The following is a 16,128-nucleotide window of genomic DNA, read 5'->3' on the forward strand; positions in this document are numbered from 1 at the left end:
TCCACAATATATGATGCCCATTCCACTCTTATGTATACACAAGATGTATAAACAAGATGGATAATTCAATTTTTGGAAGTTTTTTAGCAAAATATGGTGTTAATTTTGCTAAGACTTGCCCAGGTTTTATCACCAACGGCGCCATCAGTAGTTAAACCCGCACGTTTTTGTAGAGCTTTTACAGCGGTTTCAGTACCAGCGCCAAAGTTACCGTCAATAATGCCTTTATAATAACCTTCAAGGGACATGCGTTCTTGAATAAGATTTACTAAATCACCTTGACTACCTTTTTTGAGAACGGGTAAACCAACAGGCGCCCCTTTGTACAAAGATTTCCAGGTACTATCACCAACTATACCGTCATGTGTGAGAAACATTTGGTTTTGAAAGAGTTTTACAGCGTCGGTTGTTTTGGCGCCAAATATACCATCAATAACTTCTTCGCCAGGAAATACACAGGCGCCTTTATTATCTAAATGTACAAAGACATGATATTGAAATAATAATTTTTGTAACTCTTTGACAGTTTCACCTTTGGCGCCTTGTTTTAGAATAGGTTTATTGAGTGGTGTTAAAGTATTAATTGTAGTTGTCATAATTTTTACTCTGGTGGTGACTATGGTGGGTGAATATATATTTATAATCAAATTCGATTTGATTTATTCCGCAAAATCTTAGAAACCGGGTTTCTACCAAGAAACCCGGTTTCTTTTTAGGTTTGTTTTTATGGTAAACATTCAGCTTCTTTGATTTGACTTAATAATATCCAAGTGCCATTACCTATAATTCCATCGACATCTGAACGATTACGTCGCTGTAAAGATTTAACAGCTTCTTCTGTAGCTACACCAAAATCACCATCAATAGCACCTTGATAATCACCGCTAATAATTAATCGTATCTGAACGCGCGATACAAGTTCGCCTTTACTACCTCTTCTCAGTACTGGCATATTAATAGGTGCCTTTCTAATCAGTGCTTGCCAAGTAATATTACCTACAATACCATCGACCGTGAGAAATACTTGTCGCTGAAACGCTTTGACTGTATCTTCTGTATCGTCACCAAAATCACCGTCAATTAAAGCTTCAGGAAGTCCAAAGATGCAAGCTAACGCAAAGGCGCCATAATCATATAGAAGTGTTTGTAATTCCCTAACGTTGGTGCCACGGTCGCCTTTTTTCAATACAGGTCTGTTGGTAGCTACTGGAGGTAAGTTGCTTGCAGAAGTCATTTCTGTGATTCCTTATATATAAATAAATATTTAATTAGAGGTGCTTACAGGTAGTTGATACAATCAAGGGTCGTAGTATTTCGGATGGCGCCATCTAAAATATATTATCGTGGCTCTAAGACGTTACGATTGGTAAGTAGCAGAGATTATCGCGATATACAAGTTATGACCGCTTCCCAAGTAGCTTACAAATCTTTAATTACAATTGCCCAACAAACCCGTTCGGCAGCACTTTCTTTGGCAGTACTTTCGACTAAACAACGTAACCAAGCTATAGACACTATTGCTTTAGCCTTAGAATCAGCGCGTGATGAAATAATCAAAGCAAATATTGCTGACTGTGAAGCTGCGGTCGCTGATGGTATTGCCAAACCGCTTTATAAACGTTTGCAGTTAGATGAACATAAATTAAGAGATGCCATTACAGGTGTACGTGATGTCGGTAAGCTTGCTGACCCCATAGGACATGTACAAATTCATCGCGAACTTGATACTGGGTTAATTTTGAAGCGGGTAACTTGTCCGTTAGGAGTTTTGGGAATTATTTTTGAAGCACGTCCTGAAGCTGCGATTCAAATTGTCTCACTCGCAATCAAATCAGGAAACGGTGTTATTCTCAAATGCGGTAAAGAAGCAGTACGCTCATGCGAAGCTATAGTTAAAGCCATAAAACAAGGTTTGGCACAAACTGCGGTAAACCCCGATGCAGTGCAGCTACTAACAACACGTGAAGAAACCTTAGAGCTACTCAAGTTAGATAAATATGTAGATTTAATTATTCCACGTGGTTCTAATTCATTTGTACGATTCGTTCAAGAAAATACTCGCATACCTGTACTTGGACACGCAGACGGTGTTTGTCATCTATATATAGATAAAGCAGCAGATATCGACAAAGCTATTACCATCGCTGTAGACGCAAAAACTCACTATCCTGCCGCATGTAACGCTATTGAAACAATGCTTGTTCATGCTGAAATGGCGCCAACCTTTTTACCTAAAGTGGCAAAAGCATTGGAAAATATGAATGTTGAGTTACGCGGAGACGAGCGAACTCGTGAAATATTACCTAATATAACTGCACCTACCGACTGGCAAACCGAATACAGCGATTTGATTTTAGCTATAAAAATTGTAGATAGTCTAGAGGAAGCAATTGAGCATATCAACAATTACGGTTCCAAGCACACTGATGCAATTATTACCGAAGACCCCAACGCTGCATCCACTTTCTTAGCTTTAGTAAATGCCGCAGGTGTATATCATAACTGCTCTACCCGCTTTGCCGATGGTTTCCGCTACGGATTCGGCGCCGAAGTTGGTATCAGCACACAGCAAATGCCTCCCCGTGGACCCGTTGGTTTAGAAGGTTTAGTAACTTACAAATATCAAATGACTGGTAATGGACACATTGCTGCTAATTATACAGGCGCCAGTGCCAAACCTTTCACACACCGCGACTTGAATAAAACGCTTGGCAACGGATGATAAACGGATGTAACGGATAGGTGTTTGTAGGTTGGTGTCGAGGAACGTTAACGTTTTACACGAATAGTCACATGGAAGATGCACCAAAACTGACGTTTAAATATGGTTGGGACGAAAGAGACGAAGCGGAAACTCTTATGAAAGGGTGTAGAAGCGATGGAATTGTCCAAATTGCCGATGGCAGAACATATTCAGTTTATTTCATTGACCCTATCCGCTTACAGCAAGACTTAGAAGCAGAGGTGGAATGTGGTTATCCTTTTTTGGCGCCACCAGCATTGATTGTAGTACCTGAGTTAACGCTAAATGCAATGTCCAATGCAATCACACAATTGTGGAAGCAGGGGTATTTTAATGCTTTTACCCCGTTGATCGAGGTTTCGGAGTCACATCTGGTAGCATAATAACCAAGTCATTTGAACACAAACCTAAATTAATCAGGTACAATCTAATTAGACACACATCTAATTAGATATTATGCTTAACAAACAATTTGACATATCGCTCGAACAAGTTGAGGATGAAGCTTGGGCGGCGAAAGTTCTTAGTAACTATACAGTGGTTGACAAAACAAGCGCATTACCCCGTTTGAAGGATATTCCAGCAACTCGTAAAAAGCGCTTAGTAATTTTAAAATGGCTAGTAAGTCATTTTGAGCAGGGTGCAAACTATCGAGAAGCTAAGGTCAACGAAATTATTAAGCAATTTCACCCTGATTGTGCTACGCTACGACGCGAAATGATAGGTTACAATTTGATGCAGCGAGAATCTGGTATTTACTGGCGCCAAAATTAAGATTAATTCTGTTTGTGGTCTCTAGGTTAAAAACTCTAGATATAATACATGTATATCCATAAAAACATCAGCCTTATGAAATTAAGGCTTGTTTTTTATCTATGAGGAATGGGGTATGCCGATTAAAAGTATACATGTTTCAAATTTTAAAAGTTTTAGAGATTCTTATATAGAACTGGGAAAACTTAATATTTTAATTGGCGCCAATGCTTCTGGTAAATCTAATTTTTTACAAATATTGAAATTTTTGAGAGATATCAGAAACTTTGGACTTGATAATGCAATTTCTTTACAAGGTGGGGTCGAGTATTTAATTAATACTAGGATTAACACATCTCAAGAATTTAAAGTTAATATTGTATTTGATGATAAACACGAGAGATTTATAAAAAAAAATAATCAAACGAGTCTTTTAAAAATATTACAAAGCAGTTATGAACTATCTATCCAATTTAGTCCTAATCATGTAGATTTTGTTATTACAGAAGATAAACTGATACAGAATTGCGAAATATATAATTTTCATGATGAGAGTAGTGAGCAAAAAAATAAAATCGCCAATAGCAAAATAGTTTTATCCAAAAATCAGAATAAAATTGATATTGATTATCGGTCTGATAATAATTCAAGTACAATCAACAAATTTGATGTTCTGCCAATACATTATTTTGCATCGCAAGAATTGAAATCAAATACAGTGCTTTTAGAAAATCCTTTTTTGTCATTATTAATGCCAGAAGATAGCGATACTTTGAAGAATGTATCGATTTACGATTTTGATCATAAACTGACAAAAAAAGCAACACCGATTACTGGAAAACTAGAACTTGAAGAAGACGGTACTAATTTACCTATCGTTATTAAAAAGATAATTAGAGAGGGTAATAGTAAAAGGAAATTGTTAAACTTGCTCTCAGTAGTACTACCCTTTGTTAAGGATTTGAAAATTGAAGAGTATACAGATAAATCTTTAATTTTTCAAATCAAAGAGCAATACTTAAAAAATGATAATAATTATATACCATCATCATTAATATCTGATGGTACAGTCAATATTATAGCTTTGTTAATTGCATTGTATTTTGAGAATGAACCATTAACGATAATCGAAGAACCAGAAAGAAATATACATCCTTACCTCATCTCTAAAATTATTGAAATGATGAAAGAAGCATCGATGAATAAGCAAATTATAGTAACTACTCATAATCCCGAAATGGTTAAATATGCAAATAGAGAAAGTATATTATTAATATCGAGAGATAAACAAGGATTCTCTCAAATATCAAGACCTTATGAGCAAGAAGAAATTAAAATATTCTTAGAAAATCAAATTGAGTTTGAGGAATTATATGTAAAAAATTTGCTCAGTATTTAGAAAAAGAGAAGAGCCTATAGAAATAAATTATGTCAACAAAAAACGGTTTATTCATTTGGGTAGAAGGTTCTGATGATGAGAGGTTTTTCCAAAGAATCTTTTGCCCGTTGTTTGAACAACAATACGATTATACAAAAATTATTAAATACTCTGGAGAAAATCCAACTTGGCAGAATAAATTTTTAAAAAGCATAGTCAGTATGAATGCAAATTATATTTTCACAGCAGATATTGATAGAGCGAGATGTATCTCGACTAAAAAGGATTATATAAAAGCTAAGGTTACTAATATTGAGATAAGTAATATAGTGGTAGTTATACAAGAGATAGAAAGCTGGTATTTAGCAGGCCTTGATGATGATAGCTGTAAGTCACTAGGTATAAAATTAAAAGAGAGTAGCACAAATTTAATTACTAAAGAAGATTTTAATCGGCTCATACCTAGCAATTTTAAAGCTTCCAGGATTGATTTTATGATTGAGATATTAAATTTATTTAAAATTGATATTGCAAAACAAAGAAACTCTTCTTTAAAATATTTTTGTGATAAGTATTTACAGGAATAATATAGTCATATATAACATTCTCATGACAAAAGTTGGGTTTCCCTACCATAAGTGGATATCCTACCCTGCGGGAAAACTCCGTTTACGGATAACGAGAAAACATTCGGTTTACGGATAACGGGACAGTACGTGAACGCAAAGCCTCCACCCAACCTACAGTTATTCTATGTGAACTCTCGTGGTCTCTGTGCTAAAGAGATATATTATCAAAATTTGTTTGTAGGTCAGGTGAGCCGACGTGTGATATATTAACCTTCACCTAGATATGCTTTACGAACTTCTTCGTTGGTTTGTAAGTCACTAGCTCGACCTTCTAGTTCTATTTTGCCTGTTCGTAGTACGTAACCGCGTACTGCTACATCTAATGCTTGGCGAGCGTTTTGTTCTACTAGTAAAATAGTTGTTTCTCTTTCTTTGTTTATTTGTTTAATTAGAGAAAATATTTCTTGCACTAAGTTAGGCGCCAAACCCATACTTGGTTCATCGAGTAGTAGTAAGCGAGGTTTTGCCATCAATGCGCGTCCTATTGATAGCATTTGTTGCTCTCCTCCGCTAAGTGTTCCTCCTTTTTGCGCTATTCGCTCTCGCAAACGGGGAAATAAACTTAGGACGTATTCTAAATCTGATTTTATACCAAGTTTATCTTTTCGAGAAAAGGCGCCCATTTCTAAATTTTCTAGTACTGTCATGCGCGGAAAAATCATTCGTCCTTCGGGACTTTGAGCTATTCGTAGTTCACGCACAATTTTTTGCGGTGATACGGTTTCGATTGGTTTTCCCTCGAATAATATCGTACCTTGACGGGGACGTATTAACCCTTGGATGGTTCTTAGGAGAGTGGTTTTTCCGGCGCCGTTGCTGCCGATGAGTGTGCAGATTTCGCCCTGGTTGATTTTTATTGAGATTCCTTTGAGGGCTTGTATATTACCGTAGTATGTGTGTATATCTTTTACTTCTAGCATTACATTAAGGGGGGCAGGTTTACAGGTGGGGGGGGGCAGGTTTACAGGTATCCTTAAGGGTGGTGAAGGTTGTGGGTTAACCTGCCCTTACAGGATAGGTACTAGTATAGGATGGGTACTACTACTCTTTGCCTAGGTATGCTTCGATGACTAGGGGGTCTTGACGTACATGATTGGGTGTTCCTTCGGAGATTTTTTTACCGTTTGCTAGTACGGTGATGTAGTCGCTGATTCCCATTACTAGTTTCATGTCGTGTTCGATTAGTAATATGGTGAGTTGGAGTTCACTACGAATTTGTTGCATGAACGCCGTTAACTCTCCTGTTTCTTTGGGATTCATTCCCGCTGTTGGTTCGTCTAATAGCAGTAATTGCGGTTCGGATGCTAATGCTCTCGCTATTTCTAGGCGCCTTTGTTCTCCGTAAGATAGGTTTTTTGCTAATTCAAATGTTCTAGATTTCGCTAATCCTGCGTATTCTAACCAATATAAGGCTTTTTTTCTGGCGTTTGCTTCTTCTTGTACAACTGCTGGTGGACGTAGTAAGGTTCCAACTAAGTTAGCTTTGAGTTTGGAGTGCATCCCAACTAGTACGTTATCTAGTACTGTCATGTTGTTAAACAAGCGGATATTTTGGAAAGTTCTAGCTACTCCTAGTTTGGTTAATTCGTCTGGTTTTAAGCCTGTTATGTCTCTATCATAAAGCCATAATCTACCTGCACTGGGGCTGTAAATTCCGGTCAGCATGTTGAAGAATGTTGTTTTTCCGGCGCCGTTTGGACCGATAAGACTAGCAATGCTTCCTTTTTCTAGGACAAAATCAACTTGATTTACTGCTGTCAAGCCACCAAATCGCATTGTCAGTTGCTGTGCTTCTAATATTGCTACTTTGGGTTCTACTGCCATCATATATACTTTCTTTTTAAGTAAATTTGACTATTAGAAACCGGGTTTTTACCAAAAAACCCGGTTTCTTTGTTTTAACTATCGGTTGTTTCTCCATGTAGTTCTGCTTGATGCAGTCTATCGGGAACTAGTCCTTCTGGACGCACTAACATCATAATTACAAGAGTTAAACCAAACAGAAATAAACGCATTTGTGTTGGGTCTAAGCTTGTTCTAATAAATTCTTGCCATTGTGGATTGCTAATTAGCGGTAGCAAAGTTGTCGTGCGAATTCCTTCTAATATTCTGGCGATTTGAGGTAGAAATAGTCGGTCGGCGCCCATTATAATGATGCCACCTAGGATAACTCCTGTCATGTTTCCTAAACCGCCTAAAATCACCATACACAGTATAATTACAGACACTGAAAAGTCAAATACGCTAGGGAAAATCGCACTGATATAAGCGGCGTAAAATGAACCTGCAAATCCTGCAAAAGCTGCTCCCATTGCAAATGCCAGTAATTTTGTTCTAACAAGATTTATACCCATAGCACTTGCGGCAAGCTCATCTTCGCGAATTGCCGTCCAAGCTCTTCCTAAACGCGAATCTCGTAATCGACTAATTGCGAAGTAAGAGAAAATTACGAGAAATAAAATCAAATAATACCAAGGAAAAGGATTGCTGCTGGTGAAACTACCGATGATTGGTAGGTAGGGTCGGTCGATAGGGTTAATTCCTGGTTCACCACCAGTCAAATTAATCGCGCGGTCACATCCTACAAGACAAATCGCCATTTCTGGGCGCCCAATTAAGCTACCAATAATTTTAGAAATTGGTTCTTCGATACGAATTTGCGTCAAGTTACGAAAAAGAACAGGGACGATTTCTCCGAAACCGAGGGTAACGATAGCAAGGTAATCACCTCTCAACCGCAATGTTGGAGTTCCAAGAATTACGCCAAACATCGCTGCAACTGCTGCTGCAATGGGAATTACTAGCCAAAAGTTCCAGTGAATATTAAGTTGAGGTGAACACAGTAAACCTGTTGTGTAGGCGCCAATTGCAAAAAAAGCTGCGTAACCTAAGTCAAGCAGTCCAGCAAAGCCAACGGTAATATTTAAACCCAGTGCTAACAGAACAAAAATTTGGATTTCAATTACTGTTGATATCCAACGAGTCTGCGCGACTGCATCCACGAAGGGAAATAAAATTACTGAAAAACCAAGAACGATTAACATTCCTAGTTGTCGCTGTTTGGGATTTAACGCGGTAATTGCTCCAGTAATAGCAGCAAATAACGGCGCAATCACAAGACCGCTAACCCCGAACAATAAAGCTTGTGGAAAACCAATTGCAGGGCGCCCTGAAATTGGTAGTAATAATAAACCTTGAATTAAACTGCCAAGCAGTACACATGTACCTAGTTTTAATCCTGAAAAAGCACCATTAACAGCACCTGTAGTAGGACTATTAATTCTTTTACCTTGAGTTTGGGTTATTCCTATTGCCGTACCAAGTAGCCAGCTTATAACTGCACCACTCCAACCACCAAAGGTTAGGACGGTAATGGCGCCAACTATTCCGAAAACCCCAATTGATTTGATTATTTGGTTTAGTAATTTTTTCATGGTGATTACTTTTATCTTTCTTGTTAAACCTTTTCTTGTGCGCTATCACCAAGTAGACCACCTGGTCGTAACGCCAAAATTATCACCAAAACCGCAAACACCCAAGCATTTGTCCATCGACTTGAGAAATATTGATCGCTTATAGCTGAGAGTAATCCAATTAATAATCCCCCTAACATGGCGCCTACAATATTGCCAATTCCTCCTAAAACTGCTGCGGTGAATGCTCGTAACCCAGCAGTAAAACCCATTGTAAATACAATTGTATTGTTATAAAGTCCGACTAATAACCCTGCTGCTCCTGCTAAACAACCACCAATTAAAAAAGTCAGTATAATAATGCCATCTACATTAATACCCATCATTTTAGCTGCATCTCGATTTTGGGCAGTTGCGCGCATTGCTTTACCCCAAGATGTAAACTGTACAAATGAATGTAGCCCCACCATTAAAACTAGTGCAGTCACCAATACGATTAAGTCTTTAGTTGTGAATTGAATAGTGGTTTCAATTCCTAATGCTTTGAAAATATCTATACGCGGTAATAAGTCTGGGAAGTTCTTTGGTGCTGCGGCGTTTACACCCATTACAGGGATAAATGACTTTAAGCCACCCCAGAACAGTCCAGTATTTTGAAAAATGAACGAAACTCCAATTGCCGAAATTAAAGGCGCCAATCGTGGGGCATTTCGTAATGGTCGGTAGGCGTACTTCTCAGTTAATATATTTAAAGAAGCGCATAAAGCACAGCTAACAATCAAAGCTATTATTATAGCCCCAATACTAGCTTGAAATGAAGTGCCATCAGTAATTCCAAAAGCACCGATAACAGTTAGTGATGCAAATGCACCTAACATGTATAAATCGCCGTGAGCAAAGTTAATCAACTCGATGATGCCGTAAACCATTGTGTAGCCTAATGCAATAATCGCAATAATTGCACCGTTCACAAGTCCGATTAATAACTGTTGTACTAAAAGAGCAGGGTTACTTTTGATTTCGCCTATAATTCTTGGTAAATCAAACCCTGCTATTGGCGCCAGTAATAAAACTAAATAAGCTATAACGATATATAAAAGAATTTTTTGCCAACCGCTTAATGATTTTTTACCTAGCGAACTACTTTTAGATGCTTTCTGGAGTGATTTTATCATAGTTGTTTTATGTGTTGGTCATTATCTATATGTATGGTGGACCGAAGCCCACCTTACTGTTAAAAATTATTTGGCTTTAGCGTCTAGTACAGTAACAAATTCCCATTTGCTGTTTTTGACGGTATTACCAGACATTGTGGTTAAAGTTGTATCACCATTCGCGTCAAAACTCCAAGTACCAAGAATACCTTGATAGTCTTTAGTTCCTAAAACTGCATCGCGAATAGCCGCGCGGTCATTTTTACAAACTTTGCCAATACCATTAATAACTACTTTGGCAGCTTCGTAACCATATGCAGCATAAGCTTCAGGTTCGGCGTTAAATTTCTTCTTATAGCTGTCATACCAAGCTTTACCGGCGCCTGTTAACTGTTTGGGTGGAATACCACCAAAGGTTGCTAAAACACCTTCTGCATCTTTACCTGCTGCGTCAATCAAAGCTTGTTCATATGTACCATCAGGACTCATAAATTTGACTTTATCTTGTGTCATCCCAACGTTACGCATATCTTTGATTAACTGCCCAGCGTTATTTTGGGTAATACCACCAAAATAAATCATATCTGGGTTGACTGCTTTGATTTTATTCATCAATGCTCTATAGTCTGTTGCTCTGGCGTCAATACCTTCGTGTCCTAAAACTTCGATACCAAGTTTTTTGGCAGTAGCTTCAAATACATCAGCGAGTCCTTTGCCGTAAACTTCTTGGTCATCGAGGATGTAAACTCTTTTGACTCCGAGTGATTTTGCCCAATTTGCTGCTGCAGAACCTTGTAAATCATCAGCAGGAACTACGCGCGCATAATTTCGCTTGCCATTGGGGTAGTATTTTTCGGGTTCCCCTGGTTCTCCACCTGGTTTAGTTAAGCCCACAGCGGTATTTGCTGGACTGACCATTACTAGGTTGGCTTGGTTGAGGATGGGAATTGAAATTTTGGCGGCGCCGGAGTTAAAAGTACCGATATACGCGACAACATTGGGGTCTGAGACTGCTCTATTTGCGTTTTCAGCTTCTCTAGCAGCATCCCATTTTCCGCTTGCTGCAGTTGCACCGTCTAAAGACTCATATTCAATTTTGAGCTTACCATCACAAACTGTTGAGTTAGTCTCGTCGAGTGCTTGTTTGATACTGTTGACGATTGTTTGGGTTTGACCGACAGAACTACCTGTTAGGGGAAAGCTGGACATAATTTTAACGGTGTTGCCAGAAGCACCTCCTGAAGCATCTTGATTTGTGGCGCCAGTACCACCCGTGTTAGTACCACCACATCCAGTTACAAACAACCCAATACTACAAAGAGCCATGAAGAGGATATTGCTGCGAATAAACCCTTGTTTTGACTTGATACGATTGTTAAAGCTAGTTTTTTCGATGTTTTGCATACTGATTTTACATTTACTGGGTTATGAAGCCTTATTAAACATAAGAATTTTTACGTTATCAAGAATAGTATCCAAAAAATAGACTTTGTAAAGATACAGAAATTAACATTGGCAAGTTAAATGTCAAATTCAATATCGTCTATGTTGGTATCGATTCTAGTAAAAACCACTTATCATTACATATTATCTTTAGAATAACAAGACTTATTTTTATGCATTTTTTGGGAATTATAAAGATTAGTTACGTTATTAGAGCTTATTTATGAGTGTGCTGCGACCCCAGTTGCATGGACTAATAGAACAAATGACCGATGACGAACTCCAACTAGTTTGGAGTGTAGTGTATGCGTTGCATTGTGACTACAAAGTTCTCAAAGCGATACAGTCCGTTAAACAATTGCAGCAACCGTGGGATGCATTAACGCATGAGGAAGCGGTGCGATACCTGACAATGACGTAAAAAGGGGAAATGTTTGTGTGAATATCGAAGTACGCTATGAGCGGTCTTTCTTAAACGATTTACGTCGTTTGGAACCTACTATTTACCAGCAAGTGTATAATTTAGCGTTTGTGGAGTTTCCCCAAAAAGGGCAACTGCACTACTTACCACAGTTACGGCAAATTGATGGTGAAGGCATATTTTACCGATTTAGCCTCGATAGATACCTTATTGGTATTGAGCTACGGGGTGAAATTGTTAAGTTCCTGCGAGTTATACCTATGCCAGATGTTAAGGACGAGCAGATGGCATAAGACTTAAAACTGTATAAGGTTGAATGGGATAAGCCAGTCCTTACCTTAAACTTGTTGTTGATAAAACTTACTTGAGATTTCCCTATGGACGCTTCGACACTTTGGCAGCGATACCAGGAATGGTTATATTACCACGAAGGATTGGGGTTTTACCTCGATATTAGTCGGATGCGCTTTGATAATGCGTTCGTAGAGGCGTTGCAACCAAAGTTCGAGAAGGCTTTCGCTTCGATGGCGGAGCTTGAAAAGGGCGCCATTGCAAACCCCGACGAAGACCGCATGGTTGGACACTACTGGCTGCGAAATCCTGATTTGGCGCCGACTCCCGAACTCACACAAGAAATTGTGAGTTCAATCGAACAAATCGAAGTTTTCGCCGAAAAAGTTCACACTGGTGGAATTCATCCTCCCAAAGCTGCACGCTTTACTGATATTATCTCTATCGGTATCGGTGGTTCTGCACTTGGTCCCGAATTTATCGCTGAAGCCCTTGCCCCCGATTTTCCTCCTTTAGCAATTCATTTTATCGATAATACAGACCCAACTGGCATCGACAAGATTCTCACGCATCTACGTAATAAACTTTCTAGTACTTTAGTTTTAGTAATCTCTAAATCTGGTGGTACTCCCGAACCGCGTAACGGCATGTTGGAAGTTAAAAAAGCTTATGCGGGACAAAATTTAGATTTTGCGAATTATGCCGTTGCTATTACCATGCCAGGTAGTAAGCTAGACGACCAAGCCAAAAACGAAAACTGGCTAATGCGCTTTCCAATGTATGATTGGGTTGGTGGACGCACTTCGTCCATGTCTACAGTTGGGTTAGTACCTGCTGCACTTCAAGGCATTGATATTAAAGAAATGCTCGAAGGCGCCAAAGAAATGGACGATGCTACACGCATTGCCGATATTAAGAAAAATCCTGCTGCAATGCTAGCTTTAGCATGGTATTACGCAGGTAACGGTAAGGGTGAGAAGGATATGGTCGTTCTACCCTATAAAGACAGCTTGCTGCTATTTAGTCGTTACTTGCAGCAACTCGTCATGGAATCTTTAGGAAAAGAAAAAGACCTTGACGGTAATATAGTACATCAGGGTATTGCTGTATATGGTAATAAAGGCTCTACCGACCAACACGCTTACGTTCAACAGTTACGCGAAGGGGTGCCAAACTTCTTTCTTACCTTTATTGAAGTATTGAAAGACCGTGAGGGAGCATCTCCTGAACTCGAACCAGGTATTACCTCTGGTGACTACCTCTCTGGTTTCCTCCAAGGTTCGCGTACTGCATTATACGAAAACCATCGTGACTCAATTACAGTAACAATTCCCGAAGTTAACCCTCGTACTGTCGGCGCCTTAATTGCATTATATGACCGAACGGTTGGTTATTATGCAAGTTTGGTAAATATAAATGCTTACCATCAACCAGGTGTAGAAGCAGGTAAAAAAGCTGCGGCAGTCATATTGGACTTACAGACAAAAGTCATCGACGTATTGCAAAGCGAAAAAGCACCTATGACACTAGCGCAAATTGCTGACAAAGCAGGCGCCAGTGACAACGTTGAGTCAATATACATTATTTTACGACACATGTCGGCAAATAATCGCGGTGTAGTTATGCAAGGTAACTTAGGCGAACCCAACAGTTTGACTGTATCTATGGGTTGAACTTTGTAAAATACATATCACAAAGAGTCAATATTTGTTGCTTTTGCAACAATTTTTCATAGCTGAACATCTAAGATAGAAGAAAGCACTCAGTTCTTAAGATGTTCAGCTTTTTTGCTAGCTATAATTTATACAGCTAAATAAAATACACACTCAAAAAATTATTTATAGGTATTTAACATGAATAAGCCTAGAGGAATTACAATTCGCCATCTAGAATCAATCAAAGGGGGAATGGCGCAATTCTTCACCCCACAAGCAAGCAACGAAACAATGCTCGTACAAGTCCCCCCTAATGCAGTAGATGACTTGTTCGTACACAAATCACAAACCGACCAAATATTAGTAGTCAAAGGCGAATTTGTTCTGGTAACACTCATTGACAGAAAATATCAGTATATTCCCTTAAGCGAAAAACAACCAGCCGTAGCGATAATTCCACCAGGAGTATTACACGGCGCCATCAACTTTAGTTCCGAAGCATGTGTAGTAGTGAATGCAGTACTACGTCATCGTCCAGTCCAACCACTAGACTACGTAACACGCGGTAGACCATTTCCTTACGATTTAGAAGCCGCAAAATCTGCACTCGAAAACTTAAAAACAATCAGCACATCGGCGCCAATACTTTAATTAAAATCTAAAACCCACCTCTTGTAGAATCTCTTGTGGAATGGGCATCCCTGCCCGTTCCTCAATAAATGACATAAAATAAAAACCTAAATCATTCATAAAATCCGCACATTGTAGAGACGCGAAATTTCGCGTCTCTACATTTGGTTATTTATTACCAGTAACAAAAACCAGTTATGAATACCTCAGCCAGCCAACTACCCATTCCCTCGCACTTCAAACCACAAACAGTAAGTGAAGTTTACCGTGTTCCCTACCAACAAAGAGGCACCGAAGCTAACGAATGGGCGAATAAGCATAACATCAAACCAGCATCGCAAGATAAAAAGCGCATTTGCTTACTATTAATAGATGTACAAAATACATTTTGCCTTCCAGGATTTGAATTATTCGTAGGAGGACAATCAGGAAAAGGCGCCGTAGAAGACAACATCCGCTTATGTGAATTTATCTATCGTAACCTAGGGGCAATAACAACAATTGTACCAACGCTAGATACTCATACAGCAATGCAAATATTTCATCCTATATTTTGGGTGAATGATAGCGGACAAAATCCAACTCCAGCCGCAACAAATATTACACCCGCAGATATTGACAAAGGTATATGGAAAGTTAACCCAGGTGTTGCCTTTAGCTTAGGCTGGGATTACGAATTATTAAAAAAACATGCTTATCATTACGTTAAACAATTAACACAAAACGGCAAATATCCTCTAACCGTTTGGCCTTATCATTCAATGTTAGGTGGTATTGGTCATGCATTAGTATCAGCAGTAGAAGAAGCAATATTTTTTCATTCAATCGCGCGTAGCAGTCAAACACAGTTTGAAATAAAGGGAAATAATCCTTTAACCGAAAATTACTCAGTATTACGTCCAGAAGTTGCCACAAGCTTTGATAATCGTACAATTGCAGAGAAAAATACTCGTCTGATTAAACAGTTGTTGCAGTATGATGTTGTCATAATTGGTGGACAAGCAAAGAGTCACTGTGTCGCTTGGACAATCGACGACTTATTAACAGAAATTAAACAAACAGATGCAAATTTAGCTAAGAAAATATATCTGTTAGAGGATTGTAGTTCTCCTGTAGTTGTTAAGGGTGTGGTTGACTATACTCAAGCTGCGGATGAAGCATACAAAAGGTTTGCAGCAGCAGGAATGAATGTTGTGAAATCGAGTTATAAGTTTTAATCTTATAGAGGGACGGGCAAGGATGCCCATCCCACAAGAGTTTAATTAATGGTTTGTATGCATTGTTAGATGTGTTGTATTTTGTGGTTGCGGCGCGGTTTAGAGGATGTTTTAAAAGCTTTATTAATGTATAAAATATCATTTGGTAAATATTATTACCACAGAGACACAGAGGGCACCGATACCGATTTTCATAAAATGATTAACCAGGCTTTATTAGGAATTTATCTAGCTGACCAAAAGGTACAAAGACAAAAAGAAGTGAAAAAAATGGCAAGGCATCTTTTAAATAAAGGAGGGGCGCCAGCTTACTTTTTCTTTTTTAATGGCAGAATCATGGCTAATTTACGCTCTAAAATGGGGTAAAATATAATACAACATGTGTGCCCTTTGAGAGTTAC

The 16,128-nt window shown here is 38.7% G+C and carries 18 protein-coding genes; 11 read left to right on the forward strand and 7 right to left on the reverse strand.

All coding sequences use genetic code 11. From position 1 onward, the window contains the following. Nucleotides 1–83: 83 nt before the first annotated feature. Complete coding sequence (locus DSM106972_RS43215) at nucleotides 84–596, reverse strand: peptidoglycan-binding domain-containing protein (protein ID WP_127086498.1); 513 nt, start codon at nucleotides 594–596, stop codon at nucleotides 84–86. 128 nt (nucleotides 597–724) lie between these two features. Then, nucleotides 725–1,234: a peptidoglycan-binding domain-containing protein gene (locus DSM106972_RS43220; RefSeq protein ID WP_127086499.1), complete on the reverse strand. Its 510-nt coding sequence runs from the start codon at nucleotides 1,232–1,234 to the stop codon at nucleotides 725–727. A 165-nt stretch (nucleotides 1,235–1,399) separates the two neighbouring features. Here DSM106972_RS43220 and DSM106972_RS43225 point away from each other — a divergent pair, with 165 nt between their 5' ends. The 5 genes from DSM106972_RS43225 (at nucleotide 1,400) to DSM106972_RS43245 (ending at nucleotide 5,461) form a co-directional block, all read left to right on the forward strand. Then, nucleotides 1,400–2,722, forward strand: coding sequence for a glutamate-5-semialdehyde dehydrogenase (locus DSM106972_RS43225; RefSeq protein ID WP_127086547.1), 1,323 nt, complete (start codon nucleotides 1,400–1,402; stop codon nucleotides 2,720–2,722). Between the two features lie 71 nt (nucleotides 2,723–2,793). Continuing rightward, complete coding sequence (locus DSM106972_RS43230; protein ID WP_127086500.1) at nucleotides 2,794–3,126, forward strand: hypothetical protein; 333 nt, start codon at nucleotides 2,794–2,796, stop codon at nucleotides 3,124–3,126. A gap of 73 nt (nucleotides 3,127–3,199) precedes the next feature. After that, on the forward strand, nucleotides 3,200–3,517 hold the full coding sequence (locus tag DSM106972_RS43235; RefSeq protein WP_127086501.1) for a DUF2087 domain-containing protein: 318 nt from the start codon (nucleotides 3,200–3,202) through the stop codon (nucleotides 3,515–3,517). A 115-nt stretch (nucleotides 3,518–3,632) separates the two neighbouring features. Continuing rightward, complete coding sequence (locus DSM106972_RS43240) at nucleotides 3,633–4,895, forward strand: AAA family ATPase (RefSeq protein WP_127086502.1); 1,263 nt, start codon at nucleotides 3,633–3,635, stop codon at nucleotides 4,893–4,895. Nucleotides 4,896–4,924: 29 nt separating this feature from the next. Further along, on the forward strand, nucleotides 4,925–5,461 hold the full coding sequence (locus tag DSM106972_RS43245; protein ID WP_127086503.1) for a hypothetical protein: 537 nt from the start codon (nucleotides 4,925–4,927) through the stop codon (nucleotides 5,459–5,461). A 248-nt stretch (nucleotides 5,462–5,709) separates the two neighbouring features. Here the strand turns inward: DSM106972_RS43245 and DSM106972_RS43250 are convergent, their stop codons facing one another. The 5 genes from DSM106972_RS43250 to DSM106972_RS43270 all read right to left on the reverse strand — a co-directional run bounded on the left by DSM106972_RS43250 (nucleotide 5,710) and on the right by DSM106972_RS43270 (nucleotide 11,474). Then, nucleotides 5,710–6,423, reverse strand: coding sequence for an ABC transporter ATP-binding protein (locus DSM106972_RS43250; RefSeq protein WP_127086504.1), 714 nt, complete (start codon nucleotides 6,421–6,423; stop codon nucleotides 5,710–5,712). Nucleotides 6,424–6,544: 121 nt separating this feature from the next. Beyond that, nucleotides 6,545–7,327, reverse strand: coding sequence for an ABC transporter ATP-binding protein (locus DSM106972_RS43255; RefSeq protein ID WP_127086548.1), 783 nt, complete (start codon nucleotides 7,325–7,327; stop codon nucleotides 6,545–6,547). Between the two features lie 74 nt (nucleotides 7,328–7,401). Then, entirely contained in the window at nucleotides 7,402–8,937 is a 1,536-nt protein-coding gene (locus tag DSM106972_RS43260; protein ID WP_127086505.1) for a branched-chain amino acid ABC transporter permease, read from the reverse strand. A gap of 23 nt (nucleotides 8,938–8,960) precedes the next feature. Next, nucleotides 8,961–10,091 carry a branched-chain amino acid ABC transporter permease gene (locus tag DSM106972_RS43265; protein ID WP_127086506.1) on the reverse strand — a complete coding sequence of 377 codons (1,131 nt, stop codon included), beginning with the start codon at nucleotides 10,089–10,091 and terminating at the stop codon, nucleotides 8,961–8,963. Nucleotides 10,092–10,157: 66 nt separating this feature from the next. Further along, a complete protein-coding gene (locus DSM106972_RS43270) occupies nucleotides 10,158–11,474 on the reverse strand; it encodes a branched-chain amino acid ABC transporter substrate-binding protein (RefSeq protein WP_127086507.1) in 1,317 nt (438 codons plus the stop codon). Between the two features lie 262 nt (nucleotides 11,475–11,736). Between DSM106972_RS43270 and DSM106972_RS43275 the strand changes: the two genes are divergently transcribed. The 6 genes from DSM106972_RS43275 to DSM106972_RS43300 all read left to right on the forward strand — a co-directional run bounded on the left by DSM106972_RS43275 (nucleotide 11,737) and on the right by DSM106972_RS43300 (nucleotide 16,093). Beyond that, nucleotides 11,737–11,934, forward strand: coding sequence for a hypothetical protein (locus DSM106972_RS43275; protein WP_019489918.1), 198 nt, complete (start codon nucleotides 11,737–11,739; stop codon nucleotides 11,932–11,934). A gap of 23 nt (nucleotides 11,935–11,957) precedes the next feature. Then, on the forward strand, nucleotides 11,958–12,227 hold the full coding sequence (locus DSM106972_RS43280; RefSeq protein WP_127086549.1) for a cytotoxic translational repressor of toxin-antitoxin stability system: 270 nt from the start codon (nucleotides 11,958–11,960) through the stop codon (nucleotides 12,225–12,227). Nucleotides 12,228–12,311: 84 nt separating this feature from the next. Beyond that, a complete protein-coding gene (locus DSM106972_RS43285) occupies nucleotides 12,312–13,898 on the forward strand; it encodes a glucose-6-phosphate isomerase (protein WP_127086508.1) in 1,587 nt (528 codons plus the stop codon). 180 nt (nucleotides 13,899–14,078) lie between these two features. After that, a complete protein-coding gene (locus DSM106972_RS43290; protein ID WP_127086509.1) occupies nucleotides 14,079–14,531 on the forward strand; it encodes a cupin domain-containing protein in 453 nt (150 codons plus the stop codon). 176 nt (nucleotides 14,532–14,707) lie between these two features. Further along, nucleotides 14,708–15,727 carry a cysteine hydrolase family protein gene (locus tag DSM106972_RS43295; RefSeq protein ID WP_127086510.1) on the forward strand — a complete coding sequence of 340 codons (1,020 nt, stop codon included), beginning with the start codon at nucleotides 14,708–14,710 and terminating at the stop codon, nucleotides 15,725–15,727. A gap of 126 nt (nucleotides 15,728–15,853) precedes the next feature. Further along, nucleotides 15,854–16,093, forward strand: a complete 240-nt coding sequence (locus DSM106972_RS43300) for a DUF2600 family protein (RefSeq protein WP_233787184.1) — start codon at nucleotides 15,854–15,856, stop codon at nucleotides 16,091–16,093. Nucleotides 16,094–16,128: the final 35 nt, after the last annotated feature.

Origin of the sequence: Dulcicalothrix desertica PCC 7102, assembly GCF_003991905.1 — a bacterium.
Lineage (GTDB): Bacteria > Cyanobacteriota > Cyanobacteriia > Cyanobacteriales > Nostocaceae > Dulcicalothrix > Dulcicalothrix desertica.

Bases quoted from the DNA above. Each gene is read 5' to 3' on its own strand.
- DSM106972_RS43220 (WP_127086499.1), bottom strand. From the start codon at position 1,234: ATGACTTCTGCAAGCAACTTACCTCCAGTAGCTACCAACAGACCTGTA.
- DSM106972_RS43265 (WP_127086506.1), bottom strand. From the start codon at position 10,091: ATGATAAAATCACTCCAGAAAGCATCTAAAAGTAGTTCGCTAGGTAAA.
- DSM106972_RS43295 (WP_127086510.1), top strand. From the start codon at position 14,708: ATGAATACCTCAGCCAGCCAACTACCCATTCCCTCGCACTTCAAACCA.
- DSM106972_RS43225 (WP_127086547.1), top strand. From the start codon at position 1,400: ATGACCGCTTCCCAAGTAGCTTACAAATCTTTAATTACAATTGCCCAA.
- DSM106972_RS43275 (WP_019489918.1), top strand. From the start codon at position 11,737: ATGAGTGTGCTGCGACCCCAGTTGCATGGACTAATAGAACAAATGACC.
- DSM106972_RS43300 (WP_233787184.1), top strand. From the start codon at position 15,854: ATGTATAAAATATCATTTGGTAAATATTATTACCACAGAGACACAGAG.
- DSM106972_RS43245 (WP_127086503.1), top strand. From the start codon at position 4,925: ATGTCAACAAAAAACGGTTTATTCATTTGGGTAGAAGGTTCTGATGAT.
- DSM106972_RS43235 (WP_127086501.1), top strand. From the start codon at position 3,200: ATGCTTAACAAACAATTTGACATATCGCTCGAACAAGTTGAGGATGAA.
- DSM106972_RS43250 (WP_127086504.1), bottom strand. From the start codon at position 6,423: ATGCTAGAAGTAAAAGATATACACACATACTACGGTAATATACAAGCC.
- DSM106972_RS43285 (WP_127086508.1), top strand. From the start codon at position 12,312: ATGGACGCTTCGACACTTTGGCAGCGATACCAGGAATGGTTATATTAC.
- DSM106972_RS43255 (WP_127086548.1), bottom strand. From the start codon at position 7,327: ATGGCAGTAGAACCCAAAGTAGCAATATTAGAAGCACAGCAACTGACA.
- DSM106972_RS43270 (WP_127086507.1), bottom strand. From the start codon at position 11,474: ATGCAAAACATCGAAAAAACTAGCTTTAACAATCGTATCAAGTCAAAA.
- DSM106972_RS43290 (WP_127086509.1), top strand. From the start codon at position 14,079: ATGAATAAGCCTAGAGGAATTACAATTCGCCATCTAGAATCAATCAAA.
- DSM106972_RS43260 (WP_127086505.1), bottom strand. From the start codon at position 8,937: ATGAAAAAATTACTAAACCAAATAATCAAATCAATTGGGGTTTTCGGA.
- DSM106972_RS43230 (WP_127086500.1), top strand. From the start codon at position 2,794: ATGGAAGATGCACCAAAACTGACGTTTAAATATGGTTGGGACGAAAGA.
- DSM106972_RS43240 (WP_127086502.1), top strand. From the start codon at position 3,633: ATGCCGATTAAAAGTATACATGTTTCAAATTTTAAAAGTTTTAGAGAT.
- DSM106972_RS43215 (WP_127086498.1), bottom strand. From the start codon at position 596: ATGACAACTACAATTAATACTTTAACACCACTCAATAAACCTATTCTA.